This window comes from Nocardia sp. CA-107356 (genome assembly GCF_050946365.1).
Lineage (GTDB): Bacteria > Actinomycetota > Actinomycetes > Mycobacteriales > Mycobacteriaceae > Nocardia.
In genome coordinates this window covers 686609-712474 of record NZ_CP191992.1, presented here as the reverse complement: position 1 = coordinate 712474, position 25866 = coordinate 686609, and the positions used below count along the sequence as shown (strand labels likewise).

The window sequence follows — 25866 nt, the reverse complement described above, 5'->3', positions numbered from 1 at the left end:
GGCCGTACAGATGCGCGTGGCTTCCGCCGCTCGCTTGAAGCACCTGACCTGTGGATAGCGCCGAGCCGTGCGCGAGAGCACCGGACCCGAGGCGATGGGATTGCCGTGTCTCAGCGAGCCGGTGAGGAGGCCTGGGCCCAGAACCGCTTGGGAATGCGACCGGCCTGGCGAGCGAGGTACCCAGCATGCACCGCGTCACGCATGGCGGCGGCCATGAGGGCGGGGTGCCGGGCCCGGGTCACGGCCGTGGCGAGCAAGACGGCCGAGCAGCCGAGCTCCATGGCCAGCGCGGCGTCGCTCGCGGTGCCGATACCCGCGTCGAGAATGACCGGGACGCCAGCCCCGGCGACGATCATCTCGATATTGTGCGGGTTGCCGATGCCGAGTCCGGTGCCGATCGGGGCGCCGAGCGGCATGACCGCGGCGCAGCCCGCGTCCTCCAGTCGGCGGGCCAGGATCGGGTCATCGGTGGTGTACGGCAGTACGACGAATCCGGCGTCGACCAATTGTTCGGCGGCGGTGAGCAATTCGATCGGATCCGGAAGCAGGGTGCGTTCGTCGGCGATCACCTCGAGCTTGACCCAGTTGGTGTCGAGCGCCTCGGCCGCCAGTTGCGCGGTGAGCACGGCCTCGGCGGCGGTGCGACAGCCCGCGGTATTGGGCAGCGGCATGATTTTCAGGCGCTCGAGCAGGTCGAGGACGCCGGTGCCGCCGACGGCGTCGACGCGGCGCACGGCGACCGTGGTGAGTTCCGTACCCGAGGCGAGCAACGCCTCCTCCAGGACGGCGAGGTTTTCCGCGCCGCCGGTGCCCATGATGAGGCGGGAGCCGAACTGTTTGCCCGCGATCTCCAGTGCGCCGATCTCGCCCAGGACATCAGCGTTATCCGGTGTGTCAGCCACCCTGAACCGCCGTCAGTACTTCGATCTGCCAGCCGCGGCCGACCGGCTCGTCCCAGCGGGACTTCGGGAAGACCGCGCCGTCCACCGCGAGCGCGACACCCTTGCACGGCAACCCGAGGCGATCGAGAAGTTCACGCACCGTGAGCGATTGGGCGAACTCATGGTCCTGCCCGTTCACGGTGACACCGATGGGGACCGAGATCGAGGTCATCGAAATCCTCCTGAAGATATGGCCGATGACGGCGAGTGCGCCGTCATCGAAAAACGATGGGGGTCGGCGGCTTTCGCGTCAGCGAGTGGTGCGCCGTCGAGCAGGCTCAGCACCGCGTCGACGGTGAGCGGAACCGCGAGCATGCCGTTGCGACCGTGGCCGGTCGCGGCCACGATCCGGTCGGTGAGTCGCCCGATCAACGGCAGGTTGTCCGGGGTGCCCGGCCGGGATCCGGCGCTGGCCTCGGCCAATTCGTATTCGCCGATACCGGGCAGTACGGCCTCCGCGTCGGCGATCAGATCGCGGACCCCGGCGACGGTCACCGTCGTATCGAAGCCTGCCTCGTATTGTGTTGCGCCGACGACGATTCCGTCCGCGCGTGGCACCAGGTAGACCTGCCTGCCGTGTACCCGCGCGCGGATAACGCGGCGCGGCGGCGGTGTCGCACCCGGCCGATGACGCAGGCGCAGAATCTCACCCTTGACCGGGCGGACCGGCAGCTGCGGCCACAGCCGCGCCGAGGCCGCGCCCGCGGCGAGCACGATCTGATCGTGTGCCAGCGCGTCCAGCGATTCGACCACTTCCGCGCGCACGTCGACTCCGGCTGTCCCGCAGGCCTTTTGGAGCGCGGCGAGCAGTTGCCGATTATCGATGGCGGGTTCCGCGGCGGCGCGCAGACCGGCACGCACGGTGCGCGCGAGCGCGGGCTCGAGCGCGCGGACACCGGCCCGGTCGAGTACGACGAGTTCGTGACCGCGGCTGCCGACCCATTCGGCGACCGTGCGCAGATCCGCGGCGTCGGCGCCGTCGAGCGCGACAGTCAGGGTTTCCTCGGCCACGAACACCGCAACGCCGGTCGCGGATTCGAGCCGGGCGGCGAATTCGGGCCAGCGGGCCAGGGAGGCGGCGCCGAATTCCAGGACCAGATCCTCCCCCGGCCAGCCCTCGGACAGCGGTGCGAGCATTCCTCCGGCAACCCAGGATGCGCCGGATCCGGCGGCGGGATCGAATACGGTGACCGACCATCCCACCTCGGCCGCCCGCCAGGCGGCGGCGAGTCCGATGGCGCCGCCACCGACGACGGCCAGAGTCCGCATTGGTTCCACCTGCCTTACTATTCGCATCCCCACGGTAGCGCGACTACGGTCGAGCACGTGCAACCGTCCCACCAGTTCCGGCCCCTATCGCCCCGGGAGCGTTTGGCTACCGCCCGGCTGTATCTGTGCACCGATGCCCGCAGGGAGCGGGGCGACCTGGCCAAGTTCGCCGCAGCAGCGCTCGCGGGCGGTGTCGACATCATTCAGCTCCGGGATAAGGGTTCACCCGGTGAGGCGAAATTCGGCCCGCTCGAGGCCAAGGCCGAGATCGGTGCGCTGGCCGAACTGAAGGCCGCGGCCCGTCGATACGGTGCGCTGGTCGCGGTGAACGACCGCGCCGATATCGCGTTCGCCGTCGGAGCGGATGTACTGCACCTCGGCCAAAACGATCTGCCGCCCTGGTACGCGCGGCGGATCCTCGGACCCGATGTGGTGATCGGGCGCTCCACGACCAGCCGAGCGCAAGCCGGACTCGCCGCGATCGACGAACACATCGACTACTTCTGCACCGGCCCGGTCTGGGCGACGCCGACCAAGCCGGGACGTCAGGCCGCCGGCCTCGACCTGGTGCGCTCCACCGCCGACGCCCATCCGACCCGGCCGTGGTTCGCGATCGGCGGGATCGATACCGAGCGGCTACCCGAGGTGCTCGCGGCGGGAGCCGAACGCGTCGTGGTGGTGCGCGCGATTACCGATGCACGCGACCCGGAGGCGGCGGCACGTCAGCTGAAGTCGGCACTGCTACAAAACGCTCAGCTCTGCTGAGCCCCATCGTTAAGACAGCACTTGAACACGGGTGAGCGACAAGATCGGATCGGCAAGGGCCGTCTCCGAATTCGTGTCCGGCTGCCCGACATCCGTCGAATCCACAGCTGCCGCGTCGACGATGCGGGCATACGCACCCGGCCCATCGGGATCGGCGTGCAGCCAGACGAATCCCTGGTCGGCCAGGTCGACGGTCCTGGGCAGCACGGCGGCGACCGCGTTGGCGTCCACATCCACCTCGTCGAGGCAGACGCGCGCCGGCGCAGCACGCAGCGTCGGCCAAGAAGCGGCGAAACCGGGGTGCAGCGGATGGCTGTCGACCTCGTCCTCCGGCACCCAGGCCAGTGCACTGCTCTCCCGATTACGACTGGTCGGCAGCGTCATCACGGCATCGGCCACCACGGTGATGTAGGTCCAGCCGCTCAAAGCGGTCGCGGTGACACGTTCGCCGCGCACCCGAACATCGGCGGGATTGATGCCCGCTTCCTCCCATGCCTCGCGGACCGCCGCGTGCACAGGGGTCTCGTGGCTGTCCCGGGCGCCGCCGGGCAACGCCCAGGTGCCGCCCTGATGACTCCACGGCGCGCGGTGCTGCAACAACACCGCCGAACCGCCGCCAGCGAGCGGCGCCCGCAACAGGAGTCCGGCGGCGCCGAAGCGGCCCCAATGCCGCTGTCCATCCGGGCCGCGGGACCAGCCGTCACCGTCACCACGCATCTGGTTACCATCCTCATCCAGCCGTGGCGGACGTATTTCACACACCACGGCGCCGGTAAGACCACAATAAGCTCCCAGCAGGAGCACCACGTGCGCACCAACCGGGGAGGTGGAGATGGCAGCACTTGAAGCGACGACGGCCCCGCGGCCGCCGTCGGTCACGGCAGATACCGCGTCCGAGCGGCTCGACGTGCCGCGTGAGGCCGGGTTGCGCGCCCATCTGGACCCGGCCAACCTACGGTCCTTCGCGCTATCGTCGCCGGGCCGGCTCATCGCCGTCGGGCTGCTGCTCATCGGCCTGTGCCTGGGTGCGGGCATGATGACCGCCGCGACTGTCAACGATCGTCAGCAGGGATTGGACATCCTGCTCGACGACACCGAACCGGACGCGAACTCCTCTCATCACCTCTACACCTCGCTGTCCATCGCGGACGCCGCGGCAAGTACCGCGTTCATCGCGGGCGGCCTGGAACCGGAAGCCGTACGCGATCGCTACAGCCAGGCGCTCGGCGAGGCATCCGCGGAACTGGTGACGCAATCTGGCCACGCCGCAGGACAGGCCACCGGCGAGGACAATCCGGATACCCGGCTGCGCACGGGCATCGCCACCGGCCTGCCGGTCTACTCTGGTCTCATAGAGACCGCCCGGGCGAGTAATCGCAACGGATACCCGGTCGGCGCGGCGTATTTGAGCGAGGCGTCGAATCAGATGCAGACCACCCTGCTACCGATGGCCGCGCAGCTGCAGAGCCATCGCTCCGACGCGGTCAGCGCGGCCCAGCGTCATCACGTCCAGCCGCCCTGGCCCGCGATCGCAGTGCTGATCCTGGCACTCGGCGCGTTGGTCTGGGCGCAGTTCGACCTGTCGAAGCGTTGGCACCGCGTACTCAATCCGGGACTGCTGCTCGCCTCCACCGCGATTCTGATCCTGCTGGCATGGACGGTGACGGCCGGATCGCTCTCGGCCGCGGAGATGATCGTGGGGCGCGACCACGGCGCGGTGCCGAGTTCCCGATTGACCGAGAGCCGGATCCTGACCCAGCAGGCGCGTTCCGCGGAGACGCTGAAGCTGGTGCGCCGCGACGCCACCGGCGACTACGACCGGACCTACGAGTCCAGCGTCACTCGGCTGCACGAACTGCTCAACGGCTATCCGTCCGATGCGCCCGCGGCCAGTGAGATCGCGAATGCCCGTGATGCACTGATTCGTTGGCGAGCGGCCCATCAGCGTATGAACGACTCACTCGCCCGCGGCGATTTCGTCGGGGCGGCGACGGTGGCGACCGGTCCCGGTGCGGCGGACGCCGCGGCGCAGGTGGAATCGCTGGACCGAGCATTGGGAGAGGCTCTGGACGCGACGCGCGATACATTGCGCGACAACATCTCCGGCGCGGCTCGATCGCTGCACTTCCTGGGGCCGGGCGCGCTGGCACTCGGGATTCTCGCCGCGGCCTATGTCGGCCTCGGTATCTGGCCGCGACTCAGGGAGTACCGGTGAATCGCGCGCGCGGGTTACTCGCCGCGCTCGCCGCAGCGGCCCTGCTCGCCGGGTGCACCGCGGGCTCGGACGCGACGAACGCCGCCAAGACCGGCAAGTACACCCAGCCACCGCTGCCCGCCAATGCCATTACGATACGGACGGATTCACCGATCCCACCGGAACGCGACGAGCCGTGCGGCGATGCGACCGCCAGTCTGCGACCCACCGGAGCCGGCGCGGGCGCGCACGGGCCGACCATCGATGCGATTCGTGCGCGCGGCCGGCTGGTGGTCGGATTGGACACCGGCAGTAACCTTTTCAGCTTCCGCGACCCGGTCAGTGGGTCCATTGTCGGCTTCGACGCCGATATCGCCAGGGAGGTCGCCCGCGATCTGCTCGGCAGTCCGGAGCAGATCGAGTACCGCAGTCTCGGATCGGCCGAGCGCGAGAGCGCACTGCAGAGCCACAGCGTCGACATGGTCGCCAAGACCATGACCATCAATTGCGAACGACGCCAGAGGGTTTCCTTCTCCACCGTCTACCTGCACGCGAATCAGCGCGTGCTCGCGATGAAGAACTCCGGTATTCGCGGTCTGATCGATCTGGCGGGTAAGCGGGTGTGCACCGTATCCGGCACCACCTCGCTGGACAACATCCGTCGCGGCCAGCCCGCCGCGACCATCCTCACCGTGCCCACCTGGGCCGACTGTTTGGTCGTCCTCCAGCAGCGCCAGGTCGACGCGGTCAGCACCGACGACGCCGTCCTCGCGGGTCTGGCCGCGCAGGACCCTTCGTATACCGAGCTGGTCGGTCCCAGTATCAGCGTCGAGCCCTACGGCATCGGAATACCGAAGGGCAACGACGACCTGATCCGCTTCGTCAACGGCACGCTCGAGCGCATCCGCAACGACGGCACGTGGGTGCGGCTGTACCAGCAATACCTCATCGCCTTGGGACCGGTCCCGGCCCCGCCGGTCCCGACCTATCAGGACTAACGGTGATGTTTCCACCGCACGACCCCGACTCCGAAGATGCCGACTCCGAGGATGCCGCCGATTCGCCCGAGGCCGAGCAACGGGAAGGCGCCGAGCAAACCGAGGAATCGGACGAGGAGACGATGGCGCCCGAGTTCGGCGGCACCGGCGCGAATGTCGCTGCACCGGGGTCGGGCGCCATCGAAACCATCAGGGGAGCACCGAATACCGGTCCCGGGGCCGCTTCCGGCACAACCCCGACTCCCGCAGACCTTTCCGATAAGAACCGCGTCACCGGGGATACGTCCGACAAGGATGCCCGCACCGGAGCCGCTTCGAACGAAGCAGTGCGTCACGAATCTGCCGCCGCGATAATCGGGCGCCGATCCACGTCCAGTGAAACCGATCGCCGCGACGATATGGCCGCAGAATTCACCGTCGGCGCATGGAACGCACCACCGGAACCGACCTCCGCCGCCACCACGCGCACCTCCGGGCGCAGCGCGCGCACCGCGCGCTCCCGACCGACGACCCGCAAACTCGGTGCCGGACTGGTCACGATCCCAGCGGTCCCGCCCGCCGATCCGCGCAGCGCGGTGCTCACCGATCCCGTTGTCTCCGAGGGCAGGCGCTTCTGTTGGCGCTGCGGCAGTCCGGTCGGCCGCGCCACCGCAACCAGGCCGGCGACGACCACGGGCATCTGCGAAACCTGTAGCGCGCCATACGATTTCCGCCCATCACTGCACGAGGGCGATATCGTGTCGGGCCAGTACGAGGTCCAGGGTTGTATCGCGCACGGCGGGCTCGGCTGGATCTATCTGGCGATCGACCGCAATGTCAGCGATCGCTGGGTGGTCCTGAAGGGCCTGCTGCACGCGGGGGACACCGAGGCGCAGGCGGTGGCCGTGGCCGAACGCCAATTCCTCGCCGAGGTGGCGCATTCCAGCATCGTCAAGATCCACAACTTCGTCGAGCACTGCGCCTCGGGCGGCGCGTCGATCGGCTACATCGTCATGGAGTACGTCGGCGGTCGCTCGCTGCGCGATATCCTCGACACCTACCAACGGCCGCAACGGATGCCGGTCACCGAGGCGATCGCGTATGTGCTGGAGATCCTGCCCGCGCTGGAGTATCTGCATTCGATCGGGTTGACCTACAACGACCTCAAACCCGACAACATCATGGTCACCGAGAATCAGGTCAAACTCATCGATCTCGGCGCCGTCACGACCATCGATGCCTATGGAAATCTCTACGGCACCAGGGGATTCCAAGCGCCGGAGATCGCCAGGACCGGCCCGACGGTGGCCACGGACATCTTCACGGTCGGGCGGACGCTGGCCGTGCTGACGCTGAGCATGCCGATGGAGCAGGGGCGCTACCGCGACGGCATTCCGGACCCCGCCGACCATCCGATACTCGAGCGCTACGAGTTGTTCCATCGCGTGCTGCTGTGTGCGACCAATCCGGATCCCGAGTGCCGCTTCCCCTCCGCCCGCGTCATGTCCGCCCAGTTGGCCGGGGTGCTGCGCGAGATCCTGGCCCTGGAGACCGGCGAAGAACATCCACAGCTGTCCACAGCTTTCAGTCCACAGCGCGGCAGCTTCGGCACCGATGAATTGATCAGCCAGACCGACGCCTATGCCGACGGCATCGCCAGGAGCAAACTGCTGCGAGCGGGCGAAGTGGCCGCGGCCCTTCCGGTTCCGCTCATCGACCCCACGGATGCCTTGATACCGCTGCTCGCAGCCGCCGCACAGCCAGAGCCGAGGGAAGCACTCTCGGCATTGCACGAGGCCAGGCAACGCGCCGACGCCGATCCCGAAAATGCGCCGGACACATTCGATCTGGAGCTGACCCTGGCCGAGGCCCGGCTCCGGCTCGAACTCGGCGAATCGGCCGCGGTGCTGCATATGCTGTCGCTGGTCGCCGCAGATCACGACTGGCGTATCGACTGGTATCTGGGCCACGCCCAGCTGCTGGAATTGGAATTCGAGCAGGCCCACACCAGTTTCGACGCGGTGCTTCGGGTGCTGCCCGGCGAGATCGCACCCGAGCTCGCACTCGCCGCCACCGCGGAACTTATTCTGCAGCACTGGGATTCCGAGGATCCCGAGCAGTGGCGCGCCTATGCGGAGAAGTTCTACACCACCGTCTGGCGTACCGACCGCTCGGTGGTGAGCGCCGCCTTCGGCCTGGCCAGACAACTGGCGGCGGCAGGTCGGGTCGACGATGCGGTGCGCGCGCTCGACGAGGTACCGGCCGCCTCCCGGCACCACACCACGGCCCGGATGACCGCCGTGTGGCTGCTGCTCACCGCCGCCCCGATCGCCGAACTCCCCGAATCCACCCTGCACATTTCGGCCTCGCGCGTGCTCGGCCTGCCCACCGGGGAGAGCCGCGCGACCCAGATGCGCGTGCTCGTCCTCGGCGCCGCCTTGGCCTGGCTCCAAGCGGGCAATTCCCCCAGTAGCGGTGAAGCGATCCTCTTCGATGCTCCCTTCACCGAGCGCGACCTGCGCGCCGGCACCGAAGCCGGGCTCAGGGCCCTGGCCCGCAGCGCTCCGGGCCGCAATCACCGCTACGCCCTGGTCGACCTGGCGAACTCCATCCGCGCCAAGACCTGGGTCTGAGACCGCGGACAAACGAAAACCCGGCCGGGAGGGAAGACCGGCCGGGCTCGGATCTGGTTCGCGGAGCAGTCGGCATACCGATCATCCCCGGATTCCGCGTGCGTGCGGCCCGCCCCGGGGGCAGCCGGAGCGGACACATCGAGAGTGGCGAGGGCATCGCGGTCCCGATAGCGGCGGATAGTCCGGCCCGGGATGCGGTGTCCGGCGCGAACCTGATCCGACACCAATACTGACCGATCGAGTGTGAGGATTTCGTGAGGTTTTCCAGAGCCCGATCCCGACGGCTCAGCCAGCACCCTGAGCTGCGACAACACGGCGCGCGGCGCGGGCGATCGCCAACTCCTCGTTGGTCGGAACGACCAGTACGGCCACCTCCGCGCCAGGCGCGGAGATATGCCGGGCCGTGCGCTCCGCGGCGGTATTGCGGGCCGGGTCGACCTCGATGCCGAAGCGGGACAGCCCGGCCAGCGCGTCGGCGCGGACCTGCGGACTGTTCTCGCCGACTCCGGCCGTGAAGGTGATGGCGTCGACGCCGCCCAGTTCGATCAGGTACGCGCCGAGGTAGCGGCGCAGCCGGTGGATGTACACGTCGTAGGCCAGGCGGGCCGCGGGGTCGCCCGCGTCGATGAGCCGTTGTAGTTCGCGGAAGTCGTTGACCCCGGATAGGCCCTTGAGGCCGGAGTTGCGGTTCAGCATTTCGTCGATCTGATCGACGTCCATATGCGCCGAGCGGACCAGATGCGCGATGATCCCGGGATCGAGATCGCCGCCCCTGGTACCCATCACCAGACCCTCCAGCGGCGTGAGCCCCATGGTGGTGTCGATCGGGTGGCCGCCGCGGATCGCCGACGCCGATGCGCCGTTGCCGAGGTGGAAGACAATCTGATTCAGCTCAGCGGGATCGCGGTCGAGCAGCGCCGCGACTCGGCCGGAGACGTACTCGTGCGAGGTACCGTGGAATCCGTACTTCCGGATGCCATGCGCGGCGGCGACTTTCGCATCGATGGCGTAGGTCTTGGCGGCGTCGGGCAGGCCGTGGAAGAACGCGGTATCGAACACCGCGACCTGCGGTACGCCGGGCAGCAGTTCGCGTGCGCTCTCGATACCCGCCACATTCGCCGGATTATGCAGCGGCGCAAGCGAAGACAGCTCCGATATCGCCGCGACCACAGCATCATCGAGCAGCGTCGGCCGGTAGAACACCTCGCCGCCGTGCACCACCCGGTGCCCGACCGCGCGCACACCCGCGCCCGCCAGATCGTGGCCGGTTTCAGCGAAGGTGTCGAAGACCAGCCGCAGGCCCGCGGTGTGATCGGCGATCGGGCCGCGATGTTCGATGGTCCGGCCATCGACCTGGTGCTCGATCCCGGCGTTCGCCTCGCCGATCCGATCGACCATGCCGGATGCGGCGACCACACCGGACTCCGGGTCCAGCAGTTGATATTTGATCGACGACGAACCGGAATTGATCACCAGCACCAGGTCATCAGCAGTGTCGGGCCAGCCCGCCCGACCACCGCCGCTGATCGAATCGCTACCCGATGGGTCACTCATACCAGCACCTCCTGCCTCGCGCGCGTTCCCCGCACTCGGTCGGCAACCACGAACCCGGCCCGCTTGTTCCGCCGGCGAGCCGCCGTGTGCCGCAGGACACCGGCAGCCCGAGCGCCTGCCGCATGATCGGATACCGGCACGCCAGCGGCGCTCGCGCCGTACACCCCGCAGGTGGTCGGCTCGGCAGCGCGCACGTCAGCCCTCCTGCGCCTGGATCGCGGTAATGGCGACCGTATTGACGATATCGGCGACCAGCGCGCCGCGGGACAGGTCGTTGACCGGCTTGCGCAACCCTTGCAGCACCGGGCCGATCGCGATCGCACCCGCGCTGCGCTGCACCGCCTTATAGGTGTTATTGCCGGTATTGAGGTCGGGAAATACGAAAACCGTTGCACGCCCAGCTACTTCGGAGTCCGGGAGTTTGGTGGTCGCGACGGTCGGCTCGATCGCGGCATCGTATTGGATCGGGCCCTCGACCAGCAGTTCGGGCGCGCGCTCGCGGACCAGTTTGGTCGCGACCCGCACCTTGTCCACATCCACGCCGCTGCCGGATTCGCCGGTCGAATAGGACAGCATCGCCACCCGCGGCTCGATGCCGAAGCGGGCCGCGGTGCGCGCAGAGGAGACCGCGATATCGGCCAACTGCTCCGAGGTCGGGTCGGGGACGACCGCGCAGTCACCATAGGCGAGTACCCGATCGGCCAGACACATGAGGAAGACGCTGGAGACGGTGGCGACCCCCGGCACCGTCTTGATGATCTCGAAGGACGGCCGGATGGTGTGCGCCGTGGTGTGCGCGGCACCGGACACCATGCCGTCGGCGATACCCCTATGGACCATCATCGTGCCGAAATACGAGATATCGGCCATGGTTTCGCGGGCGCGGTCGAGCGTCATCCCCTTGTGCTTGCGCAATTCGGTGTACTCCGTGGCGAATTCGTCGAGGTAACCCGAGGTCCGCGGATCGAGTACCCGCGCGGCCGAGATATCGACGCCGAGTTCCGCGGCGCGGGCACGCACCGCCGCCTCGTCGCCGAGGATCACCAGATCCGCGATCTTGCGCTGCAATACCCGACCGGCCGCGCGCAGGATGCGATCGTCGTCGCCCTCGGGCAGCACAATGGTCTTGCGATCGGCCCTGGCACGCTCGATCAGTTGATATTCGAACATCTGCGGTGTCACGATCGAGATATCCGGAATCTCGATGCGCTGCAACAGCTCCGACGCGTCGACGTGCTGCTCCATCAGGGCAATCGCGGTGTCGACCTTGCGCGGACTGCCCGCCGACATCCGACCGCGGGTGCGGTACGCGGCGCTCGCGGTGTCGTAGGTGCCGAGGTCGGTGGTGAGGATGGGCAGCCTCGGTTTGAGGCCGCCCATCAGCCTTGCGATCGCCGGATGCGGCAGCATACCGCCGTTCATGATGACGCCCGACAGCGACGGAAAACCTTCCGCCTCATGCGCATTCACCACACTGAGCAATACATCGGAACGATCGCCCGGCGCGATCACCACGACACCGTCGACCAGCCGCTCCAGAATATGTTCGGCGGTCATGCCGCCGACCATGATCTTCAACGCCTCGCGCTGCAGCAATTCCACATCGCCGCTGTACATTTCGCCACCGATCGCGGTACACAGTTCGGCCATGGTCGGCGAAATCAGCAGCGGCACCTCGGGCAATGTCCACGAGGGCACGTCGAAGCCGCACAGCGCCGCGCGGACCTCATCCGAGCGCTCCGGATCGCAGCGGTTGGCGATGATGGCCACCAGATGCGCATGCTCGAGTGCCAATTCGCTCGCGCACAGCTCGGCCAGGTGTTTCACCTCCTCCGGTGTGCGGCCCGCACCGCGCACCACCAGCAGCACCGGCGCGCCGAGATTCACCGCGATGCGGGCGTTGAAGCGCAGTTCGCTCGGGCTGGCGACGTCGGTGTAGTCGCTGCCGACGATCACCACCGCGTCACACAACTTCGCGACCTCGTGGAAGCGCATGACGATCTCGCCGATCGCGGCATCCGGATCGGCGTGCACCTGCTCATAGGTGACGCCGACGGCCTGTGCGTAGTCGATATCGGCAGTGCTGTGCTCGAGCAGCAGCTCCAGGATGTAGTCCGGTTCGGTGGTCGAGCGGGTGATCGGCCGGAAAACACCGACCCGCGCGGTGGTCGCGCACAGCATCTGGAGCATTCCGAGCGCCACCGTCGATTTTCCGGTGTCACCCTCCGGAGATGCGATGTACACAGCGGATGGAGCGGAGTCGGCCATGTTCGAGAGCTTAGTGAACCCGCGGCTACCGCGACTGTCCCGCGAGACCGCGATCACGAATGCTGTTCGAGCGATTGCGCGGTGACCGCGTACCGGCGCGCCTCGGCCACCCCTGGTGACGCCGGGTGTGTACCTGATCGCGCGCTCCGTTCCGATCGCGCGCCCAACGCGCGGCTCACGACCGGCCTTTTGGAGTGCCCCGCGAGTTCGATCACAGCCGATATAGTCCCGGCATGGCTCAGCAGTTTCCGGACCGTCAGTGGGGTTCGCGCACCAACGTACTGTCCCGCGTGGCAACCAAGTTCGCGGCGACCAAGCCCGGTTCCTGGCTGATCCGCAAGATCACCCCACTGGATCGGGCGGTGCTGGAACGCACCGACGCCAAGTACACCGTGCTCGGTCCGATCGGCGCGCCGGTCATCCTGCTGACCACCATCGGCAGCAAGTCCGGGCAGCCGCGCACCCAGCCGCTGCTCTATGTGCACGACGGCGACACGCTCTACGTCATCGGCAGCAATTTCGGCCGGGTGAAACATCCGGCCTGGACCAACAACCTGCTGGCGAATCCCGAGGCCACCGTCGCCATCGCGGGCGAGCGCATCCCGGTCCGGGCCACCCCGGTCGAAAGCGCCGCCAAGGACGCCATCTTCGCCCGCTTCGTCGAAATCGCCAGCGCCTACGACGCCTACCGTTCCCGCACCACCCGCGACCTCCGCATCTTCGCCCTCACCCGCATCTGATCCACCCCACCGAGGCGAGTCGCCACCAACGCGCCGTCAAGCCACCATTCGACTCCCCTCGCCGAACAATCCACCGAGGGCGAGCGCCCATAGGTACCTGGCACTGGCGGGACTGGCCGGTCAAACACCGGACTGGTGCGATCAAAAAGACCCACCCGCACACACCACTGAGCCGACGCGAGTCAAATGGTCGCTACCAAACGCGCCGTCAAGCCACCAATTGACTCCGCTCGCCGAGCAATCCACCCAGAGCCGGCGCCCACAAATGCTGGGCACGCCGGCACTGGCGGGACTGGGCGGTCGAGCACCGGACTGGTGCGATCGAAGAGCCCCACCCGCGCCCGCCGCTGGGCCGAGACGAGTCAATTGCTGCCAACGCTCCGTCGAGCCACCAATTGACTCGCCTCGATGGGCGCATTAGCCGAGGGTGCGCAGGCGGGGGGCGAGGTCGCGCTGGAACAGATCCAAGAAGCGGCGCTGGTCGTGGCCGGGGGCGTGGAAGACCAGGTGGTTGAGGCCCGCGTCGAGGTAGGGCTTGATCAGGTCGACGGCCTGGTCCGGATCGCTGGCGACGATCCAGCGTTTGGCGATCTGCTCGATCGGGAGGGCGTCGGCGGCGGCCTCCATTTCGATCGGATCGGTGATGGAGTGCTTCTGCTCGGCGGTGAGCGAGAGCGGAGCCCAGAAGCGGGTGTTCTCCAGTGCCAGTTCGGGATCGGTGTCGTAGGAGATCTTGATCTCGATCATCCGGTCGATCTGCTCGACGGTGCGCCCGGCTTTGGCCGCGCCCTCGGTGACAGCGGGCATCAACTTCTCGGTGTAGAGGTCCATGCCCTTGCCGGAGGTGCAGATGAAACCGTCACCGGCGCGACCCGCATAGCGCGCGACCAGCGGTCCGCCCGCGGCGATATAGATCGGGATGCCGCCCTTCGGCACGTCGTAGATCGATGCTCCGACGGTCTTGTAGTACTCGCCCTCGAAGTCGGTGCGCTCACCGGTCCACAGCGCGCGCATGAGGTCGACGGATTCGCGCAGCCGGGCGAAACGCTCCTTGAATTCCGGCCACTCGCCGGTGTAGCCGGTGGCGATCTCATTGAGCGCCTCACCGCTGCCGACGCCGAGCATGATGCGATCGGGGTACAGACAACCCATGGTGGCGAAGGCCTGCGCGATCACGGCGGGGTTGTAGCGGAAGGTCGGGGTGAGCACCGAGGTGCCGAGTTGGATGCGCTTGGTGCGCTCACCGACCGCGGCCATCCAGGCCAGCGAGAACGGTGCGTGCCCGCCCTTGTGCCGCCACGGCTGGAAATGGTCGCTGACGGTCGCGCTGTCGAGGCCGTGCTCCTCGGCGAGCACCGCGATTTCCACCAGTTCCCGCGGCCCGAACTGCTCCGCCGACGCCTTGTATCCGAGCTTGAGGTCACTCATATGCGCCACTCCTGTCGCTTCGCTCAACGGTTCAGTGCGGGAGGTTCCGCACGCCGTCGGCCGCATGAGTCCCGCGACCGCATCTCGGTACAACCGCAAGGGCGACACGGGAGTTCCCGCGCCTCGATCGGCCTACCTGAGCGCTGCGCGATCGGTTCTCACACGGCCTCCCCTCGACCATAGTCAGCGCGGCTCGAGCTGTGTGTGAAGGGCCATACCAACTCGACCGCCATGCACGAAGGGGCCGCATCGACAGCGGCGACATCGCCACCAATGCAAGGTGCGTCGCCGCGAACTCCCTCAGCAGGCACGCGACGAACGGCGCCGCAATCGCCCGGTGATCCGCTCTCGCATATCGAGTGGGCATCGCGCCCAACTCGCACACCGTCTGCGGGATGCCCACTGACCATGCGGCGGCAGCCCCGCCCAACACACACCGTGCCCGAAATACCCACCAACCATGCGGCAGCAGCCCACCCAACACACACCGTGCCCGAAATACCCACCAACCATGCGGCAGCAGCTCTCACGCTCGATGTGCGCACCTCGCTGGCGCGGTGGACGCGGTAACTCGACGGCGGCTCATCGCGCACAGTGTGGGGATGGTCGCATCGACCTGTGTATTCGCCCGGCGGGCTGGCCGATAGCCGACAATTGACTCGTGACCACACCAGATGAACCGATCCTGTCCTACCTCACCGATATGGATGGGGTGCTGGTGCACGAAGACCATCTGGTGCCCGGCGCCGACAAGTTCCTGGCGGAGCTGCGCGTCAATGAGATCCCGTTCCTGGTGCTCACCAATAACTCCATCCGCACCCCGCGCGATCTGCAGGCCCGCCTGCGCCACACCGGACTCGACATCCCGGAGGCGGCGATCTGGACATCGGCGCTGGCCACCGCGACCTTCCTGAACGATCAGCGCCCCAACGGAACCGCCTATGTCGTCGGCGAATCCGGACTCACCACCGCGCTGCACGAAATCGGTTACGTACTGACCGACAGCGATCCCGACTACGTGGTGCTCGGCGAAACCCGCACCTACTCGTTCGAGGCGATCACCACGGCGATCCGCTTGGTCGAGCGCGGCGCGCGGTTCATCGCCACCAACCCGGACGCGACCGGCCCATCCCGTGACGGTCTGCTGCCAGCGACCGGTTCGGTCGCCGCGCTGATCACCCGCGCGACCGGCAAAGAGCCGTATTACGTCGGCAAGCCGAACCCGCTGATGATGCGCTCGGCCCTGCGCCGAATCGGCGCCCACTCCCAGTCGACCGTCATGATCGGCGACCGCATGGATACCGATATCGTCTCCGGCCTGGAAGCGGGCATGCGAACCATCCTGGTCACCACCGGCATCTCCACCCGCAACTCGGTCGAGCAATTCCCCTACCGCCCAACCCTGGTCGTCGACTCCGTCGCCGACCTGGTCGGCCGAACCAGCAACCCATTCGACTGACCCCCGCTCCCTGCGCGACGGCACACGCCTGTTTGCGACGGCACAGGCATGATCACAGGTGTGTCGTCACGAATTCGCGTGTGTGGCCACGAACTCGAGGCGCGAGCGGTTCGGTTGGAGGTCTGGTTTCGTCGGTGATGGTGTCGAGGGCGGCAGGTCTATGGCATGGAGCCGCAACTCGGAGATCAGGTTTGGTCGGTGATGGTGTCGAGGGCGGCGGAGAGTCGGGTCATGACCTGGACGGTCAGGGTGAACTGCTCGGGGCCCAATTCGTCGGCGAGGCGTTGGGCGAAGACCGCGTGCCGCGGGTTGATGCGTTTGATCGCGTCGCGGCCAGCCTCGGTGACCGCGACGAGTTTCGCGCGGCGGTGCGCCGGGTTCGGCCGATATTCGGCAAGTCCCTTGTCCACCAACAGGTCCGCGATGCGCTGCACACTCTGGCGGGTTATGCCCATCGCGCGGGCGATCCCCGACACCGGCAGCGGTTCGCGCAGCACCGCGCCGAGCACCTGCCACCACGCGGCGGTCAGCCCCGCCGGACCGGCCAATTCCTCTGCAATGGCCATGAACTGACCGTTCAGCCGAAACGAAGTGATCGCCGTGCTGCTCAACAGCTCCTGCTCGGGCGTATCGCTCATGCCGAGGACACCGCCTCGTATCGGACCTGCCTGCCGGTCATGCCTGCTCCTGCGTGCCGTTCGCAGCCGACATCGCCGCCGGAGCCGCAGCGGCCAGCCCCGCCGGATCGGCCAATTCCTCTGCAATGGTGGGGAATTGGCCGTTCATCCGGAACGAGGTGACCGCCGCGGTGCCGAAGAGCCCTCGTTCGGGCGTATCGCTCATGCCTGCGACGATGCCATCTCGTATTCGGCGAGTTCCGCGTAGCCCGTCGGATCACTGTGCCCGTACAGCCGATACCAGGCATCGAGGATGCGCGGTTCATACACGCCGAGCAGACCGAGCACTTCACGGGCGAATTCGAAGGGCGCCATCGCACTGGCCGTGATCACGTTATCGCCGGTCACCGCCGGTTCAGCGACATAATGCGCAGCACCCGAATATCCGCTGTACTGCAGAACTTCGGCCGCATTGCTGGTGTGCGCCCGATCATCGAGCAACCCCTCCTTCGCCAAACCCAAGGTAGAACCGCAGATCCCCGCCACCGGCACCCCAGCCTCGACGAACTCCCGCGCCTTGTGCGTAAAAGGCACCAACTCATCACCGGTCATCCACAGATCGGCCCCCGGCAGAATCAGCATCGCACTGTCGGCAGGGGCGAGATCAGCAAGTGCCACATCCGGCACAATGCGCACCCCCGCCATCGTCATGACCGGATCCTTCGTCGCCCCGACTGTCAGCACCCGAAACGCCCCGGGCGCAACCTGCCAACGCGGATTGTTGATATGCGCAGTCGCAGCACCGACCTCCCAGTCCGCGAGCGTGTCGTAAACGGCCATATGAACTGTCTTCGCGATCATGACAGTATGCTGTCATGTTTGACAGCATACTGTCAATCCCGCACAGCCCAAGGCTCATCCCCAGACGTGCGCTCAGTCTCTGGCTCTGGCTCTGGTTCAATCGCGGGCTCGCGCCTCAGACGACGACTCAGCCCAGGCTCTGGCTCGGCCGCTGGCTCGGCCCCAGCCCCGGGGTCGGGCTCGGGGTCGGGGTCGGGGTCGGGCGTGGGCTCAGTCCCAGGCACGGGCACAGGTTCAGGCGAAAACTCTGGTTCGGCACAGGCTCCACCTCTGGCTGGCCCCAGGCCCAAGCCCAGGCCCAGGCCGCAGTCCCGGTCCCGCTCTGGCTCTGGCTCTGGCTCTGGCTCTGGCTCTGGCTCTGGCTCTGGCTCTGGCTCTGGCTCTGGCTCTGGCTCTGGCTCTGGCTCTGGACGGTTCGTTACGAGCGGCGCAGGCGGGATGGGCGGGCCAGGACTGATCAGTGGCCGCGTTCGATCTTTGCCAGGTGGGCGATATTGGCGCGGTCATCTGCATCTGTACTCGGCTCGCCGCTGAACCAGGCGTCCAGGATCTCTGTCAGCTCCGCGGTGGAAGTCGAACGCAGGCTCAACGCAAGCACATTCGCGTCATTCCATTTGCGGGCGCCGGACGCTGTCGCCGCATCACCGCATAGTGCGGCTCGGATCCCCGCGACTTTGTTGGCGGCGATCGACGCACCCGTTCCGGTCCAACAGCACACGATCGCCTGCTCGGCCCGGCCCTCGATCACATCTCGCGCCGCCGCCTCACTCGCCCAGGCCCAGTCATCCCGCTCGGTATCCGATAACGCCCCGTGCACCAAGGTCTCGAACCCCCGCCTATCGAGTTCGACAACAAGCTGCTCGGCCACACCCACCCGCTCATCCGCCGCAACCGAAATTCGCATAATCCGAGCGTAACGGCGGACGCGGTCACATCGCTTCCGATAGCACCCAGTCCAGCGGCTGGATTCGACTGATCAGACCGGCCATACCGCGTCGATCGCCTCGACGATCCGACGGTCGCAGTGTGGCTCCGCCATCTAGGGCTCGAGCACGATTTTGCCGTGGGTGTGTCGGCGTTCGAGTTCGGTGTAGGCCTGGCGGACGTGTGTCAACGGGTAGACGTTGGCGATCGGGACTTCGAGGTGTCCCTCGGCGATCAGGGCGGCCAGTTCGGCGAGTATCTCGGCGCCCGGCCTGGCGTTGGTTCCGGGTTCGGTCATGACTCCGTACTTCGCGGCTGCTGCGAAATCGGCGATGGTGTCGATCCGCTCGACCGCGACGCCAAGAGCCAGGGCCAGTTCGACGTACCCGCCGCCGTGGGTGTCGATGAAGGCATCGATGCCGCCCGGTGCGGCGGCCTTGATCCGGTCGATGGCGCCGTCACCGTATACGACCGGGATCACGCCGTGGCTTTGCAGCCATTTGTGGTTGTGCTGGCTCGCCAGGCCGATGACCGTGGCTCCGGCACGGCGCGCGAGCTGAACGGCGAGCGAGCCGACTCCTCCGGCTGCGGCGGAGACGACAACGGTCTCCGCCTTGTCGAGTTGCACGGAATGTACTGCACCCCATGCCGTCACGCCGGCGACGTACAGGCCGCCCGCCACCTCCCATGAGACGTTGCGCGGTTTGGGTGTGAGGTTGTCGACGTCGACCAGGACCAACTCGGCCTGGGCGGCCCGCTTCTCGGAGAACCCGATCACCTCGTCGCCGACCGAGAATCGGTCGACTCCGACGCCGACTTCCGCGACAACCCCGGCGAGATCGCTGCCCTGCCCGGACGGAAAGGTCGAGGGAAAGATCTCAGCCATCGCGCCGGTTCGGATGGCTGCCTCACCGGGGTTGATGCCTGCCGCTTCGACCCGCACGAGGACCTGCTCGTCCCCGGGCACAGGGCGGTCGATCTCGTCGACCCGCAAGACCTCGATTCCGCCGAACTCGTCGTATCTGACTGCCTTTGTCATTGTCGTGCTTCTCCTGCGACGCGCGACGCGCGGCTGACGTCGAGAACGGGAATGGTGGCCACCGGTGTGCCCGTCACCAGGGCACCGTTCCCGCGTCGTCGAAGAATCCGCCGGTCGGGCCGTCGTCGGGCAGGGTCGCGAGGCGAATCGCGATGGCCGCGCCCTGTTGCGGTGTACGGACGCCGCGAAAGCCGTTGAGGTCGGTAGCGGTGAAACCCGGGCAACCGCTGTTGATCAAGATATTGGTGTCGCTCAGCTCTTTGACGTATTGGATCGTGACGGCGTTGAGAAACGTCTTCGATGCCATGTATGCGGTGATGGCAAAAGAACCGATCTCGGTACTGGGCAGACCGGGCGTGGTTTGCAGGGTGAGAGAACCGACGCTACTGGACATGTTGACGATGCGCGGAGATGCGGAATCGCGCAGCATCGGCAACATCGCGTTGGTAACGCGAATGACACCGATCACATTGGTTTCCACGACGGTCCGCAGGGTCGCGGGATCTACCGTGGTGGGTGTCTGTGGATGATCGCCGACGATTGCCGCGTTGTTGACCAGGACGTCCAGACCTCCGGCGTGGTTGGCGATAAAACCGGCCGCCGCGGCCACACTTGCGTCGTCGGTCACGTCGAGCGGCACACCGAACGCATCGGTCCCGGCCGCGCGCAGCTTCTCCACCGCGGTGTCCCGGCGTTGTTGATCCCTCGCGCCCACACCGATTCGCCAGCCGAGCGCGCCCAAGCCAGCGGCGATCTCGTATCCGATTCCCTTGTTCGCGCCGGTCACCAGCGCAATCGTCTGTTCACTCACGCCGCCGATCCTGCTGCGATTGCGGGTGCGGCGTCCAAGACCGATCGGGTGGACGGCGATACCGCACGGGTATTGGTCGTGGTCATCGCCGGATACCATGTCCTGGTGGAGACGCGGGAGTTGCGATATTTCGTCGCCGTCGCCGAGGAGTTGCACTTCGGGCGGGCGGCACAACGGCTCTCCATGGCGCAACCACCGCTGTCGCGGGCGATCCAGCAGCTCGAACGGCGGCTCGGAGTCGTCCTGCTGCACCGCGCCGCTCGCGCAATCACTTTGACCGAGGCCGGGTCGGTGCTTCTGCGGGAGGCCCGGCTCGCCCTCGAAGCGGTCGAAGCCGCCGAGCGCCGCACCCGCCGCGCCGCTGCCGACCGGCCCGGTGTGGTGCTGGCCACCAAGGCAGGAGCGTCCAGAGAACTGTTGTCGAAGCTGCTGGACGCCTACGCCGCCGACCCCTGCGCTGTCGCAGTCGAGGTGATGCTCTGCGGGCCCGGCGAACCGGAAGGCCTGCTACGCAACGGGCGTGCCGACGTCGCTCTGCTCCACCGGCCCTACGACACGACGGCCGGATTCGACACCGAGGATCTGCACACCGAACAGCAGGTCGTGGTCCTGCCCGCGGGGCATCCCCTCGCCACCCGACCCCACATGTCGATGGCCGAGGTCAACGCCCTGACGGACCTGCCCCTGCCACGCTGGCCTCGACGGGATGGGAGTTATCCCGACGGCCCCGGCCCGCAGGTTCGCGACCATACCCAGTTGACCCAGCTGATCGCGCTCGGACGGGCCTGCGCGCTCATGCCCGAGTCGCTCCGAGCCCAGCTCCGCGACGATCACGCCATCGTGCCCGTACCGGACGCACCGGCCGTCACGACCGTCATCGCCTGGCCACCACACAGCAGATCCAAAGCCGTCGCCGACCTTGTCCGCACGGCGATACGCCTCTAGCCGATAACATCCGCAAATGCCGCATAGCGCGCGGTTCGAAACGGCACGAAGAGAAGGCGCTTTCTCCGGTGCTGACGAGCCACGCTCAACAAGCGGGCGCGGCTCGCTGCAGAGTCGAACGAATACTCGCCGGCCAAACGCAACGACCGCCATCGACATCGCAACCGATGCGCCCGCATCGGTCAGCTGAGCGCGTTGTCCAAATCGCCCAGCAGATCCTCGACATCCTCCAGCCCCACCGAGATGCGCACGACACCGTCGGAGAGGCCGATGGTGGCGCGGCCCTCGGGGCCCATGGCGCGGTGGGTGGTGGTGGCGGGATGGGTGATCAGAGTTTTGGAGTCTCCGAGGTTGTTGGAGATGTCGACGATGCGCAGGCGGTTGAGCACCTCGAAAGCGCGCTTCTTCGCCTCGTGCGCCGGCGCGTTCAGTTCGAAGGTGACCACCGTGCCGCCGCCGCTCATCTGACTGGTCGCCAGCTCGTGCTGCGGATGCGACTCCAGATACGGATAGCGCACCCACGAGACGGATTTATTGCCCTCGAGGAAGCGCGCGATGCGCAGCGCGGATTCGGTCGAATGACGCACGCGCAGCGGCATCGTCTCCAAACCCTTGAGCAGGGTCCATGCATTGAACGGGCTCAGCGCCGGACCGGTATGACGCATCAGGTTTTTCACCGGACCGTCGATGTAGTCGTGCGGACCGAGGATCGCGCCGCCGAGCACCCGGCCCTGACCGTCGATGTGCTTGGTGCCGGAATACACCAGCACATCCGCACCGAGCTCGAAACCGCGCTGCAGCAGCGGGGTGGCAAAGACGTTGTCCAGCACCACCTTCGCGCCCGCGGCATGCGCGAGTTCGGTCACCCGGCGCACATCGACCAGCGTCTGCATCGGGTTGGACGGCGTCTCGAAGAATACGGCCTGGGTCGGCACCGACAGCGCCTGCTCCCACTGATCCAGATCATCACCGTCGACGAAGACGGTCTCCACACCCCAGCGCGGCAGGATCTCGTTGCATACCACGAAGCACGAGCCGAAGAGGCTGCGCGCGGCCACAAGTCGATCGCCGGCACCCAAAAGCGCGCCCAGCGCGGTGAATACCGCCGACATACCGCTCGCGGTCGCGAAACACGCCTCGGCGCCGTCGATCAGGCGCAGCCGCTCCTCGAACATGGCCACCGTCGGGTTGCCGTAGCGGGAGTAGACGAAATGCTCGATATCGCCGGTGAATGCGGCCTCGGCCGCCTCGGCGCTCTCATAGACGAAACCGGAGGACAGATACAGCGCCTCGGCGGTCTCCTCGAATCCGGAACGACGCAGGCCACCTCGGACGCCGAGCGTGGCGGGGCCGACCCCCTCGGGCAGTGGCTTGTCGAATGCACCACCGGTGATCACGACCGGCTCCTGACTACACAGCCCGAGCTCATGACTGCCGCCACGGCAGACCGAGTGCGCGCCAGCCGGAGCCGCCGCGATGACCGAATTCGTCGATCGGGCCTTCGAAGCCCTCCAGCACGTTGTACGACGGCTCGATTCCGATACCGGTCGCGGCGACCGCCGCTCCGACCGAACGCTGTCCGGAACGACACAGGAACACGACCGGCGCCGCCGCATCGCGACCCTCGAGCGCCGTGGTCAGCTGCGCGACGAACTCGGCGTTGCGGGTGCCGCTGCTGTCGACCCATTCGATCAGCACCGTCGGCCGGTCGATCGAACTGGTATCGGGGACGCCGACGAAGCGCCATTCGGCTTCGGTGCGCACGTCGACCAAGACGGCCTCGGGATTGTCCCGCAACAACTCCCACGCCTGCTGTGGGGTGATGTCACCGGCATATGTCATGCGATCCTCCTGTGAATCCACGCTTGCCGCACCCGGGTTTCGGTGCACGGCCAGGTCGTCACCCGGAGCACCCCACCGCGGAGGAGGGTTGCCGACCAGCTAGCCGGGGCTTGACGCTGGTTCTCATGACCTGCGTCCGAGATTGCCTGGGCAGGGGCCGCCGTGTCAAACCCTGGTCAGTGGGTCGCCGGTAATCAGTTGCAGACGATCCAGCGGTCGCCGGAGCGAACCAGATTCCACGTCGCTGGCGTCTCCCGGCCCTCGACCGCGATGGTCACGTTCGCCTTCGCCCTATCGCCGTCGACCATGGCGTTCTCAATCTTGGTGACTTTGATCGACTTTCCGGCCGCGGCACCACCGAACTGGGCGGCCAACGGCGATTTGCTCTCGTCGAATCCGTCGCAGGCCACCGCGGGCGGCGGCGTGTTGTCGGTGGTGCCCCTGGCCTCCGCGTAGCGCTGCACCGCGGCCGCGATCTTGTCCGATTCTGTGACATTTTTCTCAGCGGGCGAGAGCACCGCGCCCAGCACGATGCCGACCAGGACGACCACCGCGAACCCGGCCGCCGCGATGAACGGCACCATGGAGCGGCGATCGGTCTGGTCGACCTCGATAACCGGTTCGTCGTCGGTGCCCTGCTGCTCTGTCATGGGTCGATCATCCCTGGTGGACAGCGTTATCCGACAGCCGCCCCCTGGCCGGGCGCGGCTCGGACCGGCATCGACGGCGCACTGATTTGATAGTCGCCGGGAGAGCGGGTACTCCGGTAAGTGGGGCACGGTGGCAACCATCCGGTTCACACACCGCCCGCAGGGTGCGCCGTGCGCCACCGATAGAATCGCGAGACTGCGGCCTGCTGTCATAGCCATATGGCAGCTCACCGTCGTAGCGACTGTGCAGCCGCGAGCCGCCTGTCCGCATCGTCAGGTGCAACCAAAAGGGTGCGTCAAAGTTAGCCTAAGCTAAGACCGACGCCATTAATTGTTTCGACCATAAGGGTGCGCGTAAAGATGACCGAACAGAGTGCTGAGTCGACTAGCGGTGTGCGCAGGCCCTCCGTCGTTACGCAGGCTGCCGCCGCCGGGCCTGAAGCGCACAGCGCGGGGCCTCGCCCGCTTCGCATCGCGATCGTGGGCGCAGGACCGGCCGGTATCTACGCCGCCGACGCGTTGATGAAGTCCGATGCCGAGGTGAGCATCGACTTGTACGAGCGCATGCCCGCGCCGTTCGGGCTGATCCGCTACGGCGTCGCGCCGGACCATCCGCGCATCAAGGGCATCATCACCGCTCTGCACAAGGTGCTCGACAAGCCGCAGGTCCGCCTGCTCGGCAATATCGACTACGGCACCGACATCACCCTCGACGACCTGCGCACGTTCTATGACGCAGTGATCTTCTCCACCGGCGCCAACGCCGACCGCGCGCTGGACATCCCCGGTATCGGCCTGGACGGTAGCTACGGCGCCGCGGACTTCGTGTCCTGGTACGACGGGCATCCGGACGTGCCGCGCACCTGGCCGCTGGAGGCCGAGAAGGTCGCCGTCCTCGGTGTCGGCAATGTCGCACTCGACGTCGCACGCGTGCTCGCCAAGACCGGTGACGAACTGCTGCCGACCGAGATCCCGCCGAACGTCTACAACGGGCTGAAGGCCAATAAGGCGATCGAGGTGCACGTCTTCGGCCGCCGCGGCCCGGCGCAGGCCAAGTTCACGCCGCTTGAGCTACGCGAACTCGACCACTCCCCGACCATCGAGGTCATCGTCGATCCCGAGGACATCGACTACGACGAGGGCTCCGAGGCCGCCCGTCGGCACTCCAAGCAGGTCGACATGATCTCGAACACGCTGGAGCAGTGGGCCATCCGCGATGTCGGCAATCGCCCGCACAAGCTGTTCCTGCACTTCTTCGAATCCCCCGCCGAAATTCTCGGCGAAGACGGCAGGGTCGTCGGCCTGCGCACCGAGCGGACCCAGCTCGACGGCACCGGCAACGTCAAGGGCACCGGCGTCTTCAAGGACTGGGACGTCCAGGCCATCTACCGCGCCGTTGGCTACCTGTCGCAGAACCTCACCAACCTGCCGTTCGACGATCAGGCCGGTGTCGTCCCGAACGAGGCCGGACGCGTCATTGCCGACGAGGACGCCGACGGTGCGGAGCGCTACCTGCCCGCCACCTACGTCACCGGCTGGATCAAGCGCGGTCCGGTCGGCCTCATCGGCCACACCAAGGGCGATGCCAACGAGACCGTTGCCTGCCTGCTCGACGACAGCGTGAACTTCACCCCGGCCGCCGAGCCGGAGTTGGACGCGGTCACCGAATTCCTGGAGAGCAAGGGCATCCCGTTCACCACCTGGCAGGGCTGGTACCGCCTCGACGCGCACGAGCGTGCCCTCGGCGAGCCGGAGGGTCGCGAGCGCGTCAAGGTCGTCGAGCGCGAGGACATGCTGCGCGCCAGCGAACCGCACAAGGTCTAGCGCGACTGCCACCGGGGTGGCCGTTCCTCCCCTGTGGCAGTCGACAAACCGACACCGCTGCGGCAGCGCGAAAATCTGTCGTGTCTGCGGCAGCGGAAAATCCTTGACTGAGGCATTCTGTACAA

Annotated in this window: 24 protein-coding genes and 1 riboswitch; of the genes, 8 read left to right on the top strand and 16 right to left on the bottom strand. The window is 67.1% G+C overall.

Going from position 1 to position 25866, the window contains the following annotated elements:
• Nucleotides 1-110: 110 nt before the first annotated feature.
• Genes ACQP1G_RS03295 through thiO form a run of 3 tightly spaced genes read right to left on the bottom strand, consistent with a single transcriptional unit; the run spans nt 111 to nt 2210 of the window.
• Nucleotides 111-863: a thiazole synthase gene (locus ACQP1G_RS03295; RefSeq protein ID WP_433208107.1), complete on the bottom strand. Its 753-nt coding sequence runs from the start codon at nt 861-863 to the stop codon at nt 111-113.
• Between the two features lie 31 nt (nt 864-894).
• On the bottom strand, nt 895-1113 hold the full coding sequence (thiS, locus tag ACQP1G_RS03290; RefSeq protein WP_433198198.1) for a sulfur carrier protein ThiS: 219 nt from the start codon (nt 1111-1113) through the stop codon (nt 895-897).
• On the bottom strand, nt 1110-2210 hold the full coding sequence (gene thiO / locus ACQP1G_RS03285; RefSeq protein ID WP_433198196.1) for a glycine oxidase ThiO: 1101 nt from the start codon (nt 2208-2210) through the stop codon (nt 1110-1112). Before thiO ends, thiS begins: the two co-directional genes overlap by 4 nt.
• Nucleotides 2211-2267: 57 nt before the next feature.
• Between thiO and thiE the strand changes: the two genes are divergently transcribed.
• Nucleotides 2268-2975: a thiamine phosphate synthase gene (gene thiE / locus ACQP1G_RS03280; RefSeq protein ID WP_433198194.1), complete on the top strand. Its 708-nt coding sequence runs from the start codon at nt 2268-2270 to the stop codon at nt 2973-2975.
• 9 nt (nt 2976-2984) lie between these two features.
• On the opposite strand, the gene ACQP1G_RS03275 is transcribed toward thiE, so the two are convergent.
• On the bottom strand, nt 2985-3692 hold the full coding sequence (locus tag ACQP1G_RS03275) for an NUDIX hydrolase (RefSeq protein WP_433198192.1): 708 nt from the start codon (nt 3690-3692) through the stop codon (nt 2985-2987).
• A gap of 115 nt (nt 3693-3807) precedes the next feature.
• Here ACQP1G_RS03275 and ACQP1G_RS03270 point away from each other — a divergent pair, with 115 nt between their 5' ends.
• From ACQP1G_RS03270 to ACQP1G_RS03260, 3 genes are all read left to right on the top strand, one after another.
• A complete protein-coding gene (locus ACQP1G_RS03270) occupies nt 3808-5190 on the top strand; it encodes a hypothetical protein (RefSeq protein ID WP_433198190.1) in 1383 nt (460 codons plus the stop codon).
• The gene (locus tag ACQP1G_RS03265; protein WP_433198188.1) at nt 5187-6167 is read left to right on the top strand and encodes a glutamate ABC transporter substrate-binding protein; all 981 of its coding nucleotides are present in this window, start codon (nt 5187-5189) and stop codon (nt 6165-6167) included. The genes ACQP1G_RS03270 and ACQP1G_RS03265 overlap by 4 nt, the downstream gene beginning before the upstream one ends.
• A gap of 122 nt (nt 6168-6289) precedes the next feature.
• Nucleotides 6290-8779: a tetratricopeptide repeat protein gene (locus ACQP1G_RS03260; RefSeq protein WP_433208104.1), complete on the top strand. Its 2490-nt coding sequence runs from the start codon at nt 6290-6292 to the stop codon at nt 8777-8779.
• A gap of 285 nt (nt 8780-9064) precedes the next feature.
• On the opposite strand, the gene ACQP1G_RS03255 is transcribed toward ACQP1G_RS03260, so the two are convergent.
• Complete coding sequence (locus tag ACQP1G_RS03255) at nt 9065-10333, bottom strand: acetate kinase (protein WP_433198186.1); 1269 nt, start codon at nt 10331-10333, stop codon at nt 9065-9067.
• A 195-nt stretch (nt 10334-10528) separates the two neighbouring features.
• Complete coding sequence (pta, locus tag ACQP1G_RS03250; protein ID WP_433198184.1) at nt 10529-12601, bottom strand: phosphate acetyltransferase; 2073 nt, start codon at nt 12599-12601, stop codon at nt 10529-10531.
• A 233-nt stretch (nt 12602-12834) separates the two neighbouring features.
• On the opposite strand from pta, the gene ACQP1G_RS03245 reads away from it, so the two are divergent.
• A complete protein-coding gene (locus tag ACQP1G_RS03245; RefSeq protein ID WP_433198182.1) occupies nt 12835-13341 on the top strand; it encodes a nitroreductase family deazaflavin-dependent oxidoreductase in 507 nt (168 codons plus the stop codon).
• A gap of 417 nt (nt 13342-13758) precedes the next feature.
• On the opposite strand, the gene fgd is transcribed toward ACQP1G_RS03245, so the two are convergent.
• Entirely contained in the window at nt 13759-14769 is a 1011-nt protein-coding gene (gene fgd / locus ACQP1G_RS03240) for a glucose-6-phosphate dehydrogenase (coenzyme-F420) (protein WP_433198180.1), read from the bottom strand.
• A gap of 703 nt (nt 14770-15472) precedes the next feature.
• Here fgd and ACQP1G_RS03235 point away from each other — a divergent pair.
• Nucleotides 15473-16228 (top strand): HAD-IIA family hydrolase, encoded by a 756-nt coding sequence (locus ACQP1G_RS03235; RefSeq protein WP_433208101.1) that lies wholly within the window; start codon nt 15473-15475, stop codon nt 16226-16228.
• Between the two features lie 185 nt (nt 16229-16413).
• Here the strand turns inward: ACQP1G_RS03235 and ACQP1G_RS03230 are convergent, their stop codons facing one another.
• The 6 genes from ACQP1G_RS03230 to ACQP1G_RS03205 all read right to left on the bottom strand — a co-directional run bounded on the left by ACQP1G_RS03230 (nt 16414) and on the right by ACQP1G_RS03205 (nt 20480).
• A complete protein-coding gene (locus tag ACQP1G_RS03230) occupies nt 16414-16866 on the bottom strand; it encodes a MarR family winged helix-turn-helix transcriptional regulator (RefSeq protein ID WP_433198178.1) in 453 nt (150 codons plus the stop codon).
• Nucleotides 16867-16903: 37 nt separating this feature from the next.
• Complete coding sequence (locus ACQP1G_RS03225; protein ID WP_433198176.1) at nt 16904-17071, bottom strand: hypothetical protein; 168 nt, start codon at nt 17069-17071, stop codon at nt 16904-16906.
• Nucleotides 17068-17706 (bottom strand): DJ-1/PfpI family protein, encoded by a 639-nt coding sequence (locus ACQP1G_RS03220; protein WP_433198174.1) that lies wholly within the window; start codon nt 17704-17706, stop codon nt 17068-17070. Before ACQP1G_RS03220 ends, ACQP1G_RS03225 begins: the two co-directional genes overlap by 4 nt.
• 457 nt (nt 17707-18163) lie before the next feature.
• On the bottom strand, nt 18164-18610 hold the full coding sequence (locus ACQP1G_RS03215) for an RpiB/LacA/LacB family sugar-phosphate isomerase (RefSeq protein ID WP_433198172.1): 447 nt from the start codon (nt 18608-18610) through the stop codon (nt 18164-18166).
• A gap of 135 nt (nt 18611-18745) precedes the next feature.
• Nucleotides 18746-19669: an NADP-dependent oxidoreductase gene (locus tag ACQP1G_RS03210; RefSeq protein WP_433198170.1), complete on the bottom strand. Its 924-nt coding sequence runs from the start codon at nt 19667-19669 to the stop codon at nt 18746-18748.
• Between the two features lie 73 nt (nt 19670-19742).
• Nucleotides 19743-20480 (bottom strand): SDR family oxidoreductase, encoded by a 738-nt coding sequence (locus ACQP1G_RS03205; protein ID WP_433198168.1) that lies wholly within the window; start codon nt 20478-20480, stop codon nt 19743-19745.
• A gap of 48 nt (nt 20481-20528) precedes the next feature.
• On the opposite strand from ACQP1G_RS03205, the gene ACQP1G_RS03200 reads away from it, so the two are divergent.
• Nucleotides 20529-21425 carry a LysR family transcriptional regulator gene (locus ACQP1G_RS03200; RefSeq protein ID WP_433198166.1) on the top strand — a complete coding sequence of 299 codons (897 nt, stop codon included), beginning with the start codon at nt 20529-20531 and terminating at the stop codon, nt 21423-21425.
• 182 nt (nt 21426-21607) lie between these two features.
• Here ACQP1G_RS03200 and ACQP1G_RS03195 read toward each other — a convergent pair whose 3' ends face one another.
• The 3 genes from ACQP1G_RS03195 to ACQP1G_RS03185 all read right to left on the bottom strand — a co-directional run bounded on the left by ACQP1G_RS03195 (nt 21608) and on the right by ACQP1G_RS03185 (nt 23917).
• The gene (locus ACQP1G_RS03195; protein ID WP_433198164.1) at nt 21608-22822 is read right to left on the bottom strand and encodes an O-succinylhomoserine sulfhydrylase; all 1215 of its coding nucleotides are present in this window, start codon (nt 22820-22822) and stop codon (nt 21608-21610) included.
• 28 nt (nt 22823-22850) lie between these two features.
• A complete protein-coding gene (locus ACQP1G_RS03190) occupies nt 22851-23267 on the bottom strand; it encodes a rhodanese-like domain-containing protein (RefSeq protein WP_433198162.1) in 417 nt (138 codons plus the stop codon).
• Nucleotides 23268-23281: 14 nt separating this feature from the next.
• Nucleotides 23282-23398, bottom strand: a riboswitch (SAM riboswitch).
• A 63-nt stretch (nt 23399-23461) separates the two neighbouring features.
• The gene (locus ACQP1G_RS03185) at nt 23462-23917 is read right to left on the bottom strand and encodes an Rv0361 family membrane protein (protein ID WP_433198160.1); all 456 of its coding nucleotides are present in this window, start codon (nt 23915-23917) and stop codon (nt 23462-23464) included.
• 471 nt (nt 23918-24388) lie between these two features.
• Here ACQP1G_RS03185 and ACQP1G_RS03180 point away from each other — a divergent pair, with 471 nt between their 5' ends.
• Nucleotides 24389-25741, top strand: coding sequence for an FAD-dependent oxidoreductase (locus tag ACQP1G_RS03180; protein WP_433208098.1), 1353 nt, complete (start codon nt 24389-24391; stop codon nt 25739-25741).
• Nucleotides 25742-25866: the final 125 nt, after the last annotated feature.

Bases quoted from the DNA above. Each gene is read 5' to 3' on its own strand.
- thiS (WP_433198198.1), bottom strand. From the start codon at position 1,113: ATGACCTCGATCTCGGTCCCCATCGGTGTCACCGTGAACGGGCAGGAC.
- thiO (WP_433198196.1), bottom strand. From the start codon at position 2,210: ATGCGGACTCTGGCCGTCGTCGGTGGCGGCGCCATCGGACTCGCCGCC.
- ACQP1G_RS03275 (WP_433198192.1), bottom strand. From the start codon at position 3,692: ATGCGTGGTGACGGTGACGGCTGGTCCCGCGGCCCGGATGGACAGCGG.
- ACQP1G_RS03270 (WP_433198190.1), top strand. From the start codon at position 3,808: ATGGCAGCACTTGAAGCGACGACGGCCCCGCGGCCGCCGTCGGTCACG.
- ACQP1G_RS03260 (WP_433208104.1), top strand. From the start codon at position 6,290: ATGGCGCCCGAGTTCGGCGGCACCGGCGCGAATGTCGCTGCACCGGGG.
- ACQP1G_RS03255 (WP_433198186.1), bottom strand. From the start codon at position 10,333: ATGAGTGACCCATCGGGTAGCGATTCGATCAGCGGCGGTGGTCGGGCG.
- pta (WP_433198184.1), bottom strand. From the start codon at position 12,601: ATGGCCGACTCCGCTCCATCCGCTGTGTACATCGCATCTCCGGAGGGT.
- ACQP1G_RS03245 (WP_433198182.1), top strand. From the start codon at position 12,835: ATGGCTCAGCAGTTTCCGGACCGTCAGTGGGGTTCGCGCACCAACGTA.
- fgd (WP_433198180.1), bottom strand. From the start codon at position 14,769: ATGAGTGACCTCAAGCTCGGATACAAGGCGTCGGCGGAGCAGTTCGGG.
- ACQP1G_RS03235 (WP_433208101.1), top strand. From the start codon at position 15,473: ATGGATGGGGTGCTGGTGCACGAAGACCATCTGGTGCCCGGCGCCGAC.
- ACQP1G_RS03230 (WP_433198178.1), bottom strand. From the start codon at position 16,866: ATGAGCGATACGCCCGAGCAGGAGCTGTTGAGCAGCACGGCGATCACT.
- ACQP1G_RS03225 (WP_433198176.1), bottom strand. From the start codon at position 17,071: ATGAGCGATACGCCCGAACGAGGGCTCTTCGGCACCGCGGCGGTCACC.
- ACQP1G_RS03220 (WP_433198174.1), bottom strand. From the start codon at position 17,706: ATGATCGCGAAGACAGTTCATATGGCCGTTTACGACACGCTCGCGGAC.
- ACQP1G_RS03215 (WP_433198172.1), bottom strand. From the start codon at position 18,610: ATGCGAATTTCGGTTGCGGCGGATGAGCGGGTGGGTGTGGCCGAGCAG.
- ACQP1G_RS03210 (WP_433198170.1), bottom strand. From the start codon at position 19,669: ATGACAAAGGCAGTCAGATACGACGAGTTCGGCGGAATCGAGGTCTTG.
- ACQP1G_RS03190 (WP_433198162.1), bottom strand. From the start codon at position 23,267: ATGACATATGCCGGTGACATCACCCCACAGCAGGCGTGGGAGTTGTTG.
- ACQP1G_RS03185 (WP_433198160.1), bottom strand. From the start codon at position 23,917: ATGACAGAGCAGCAGGGCACCGACGACGAACCGGTTATCGAGGTCGAC.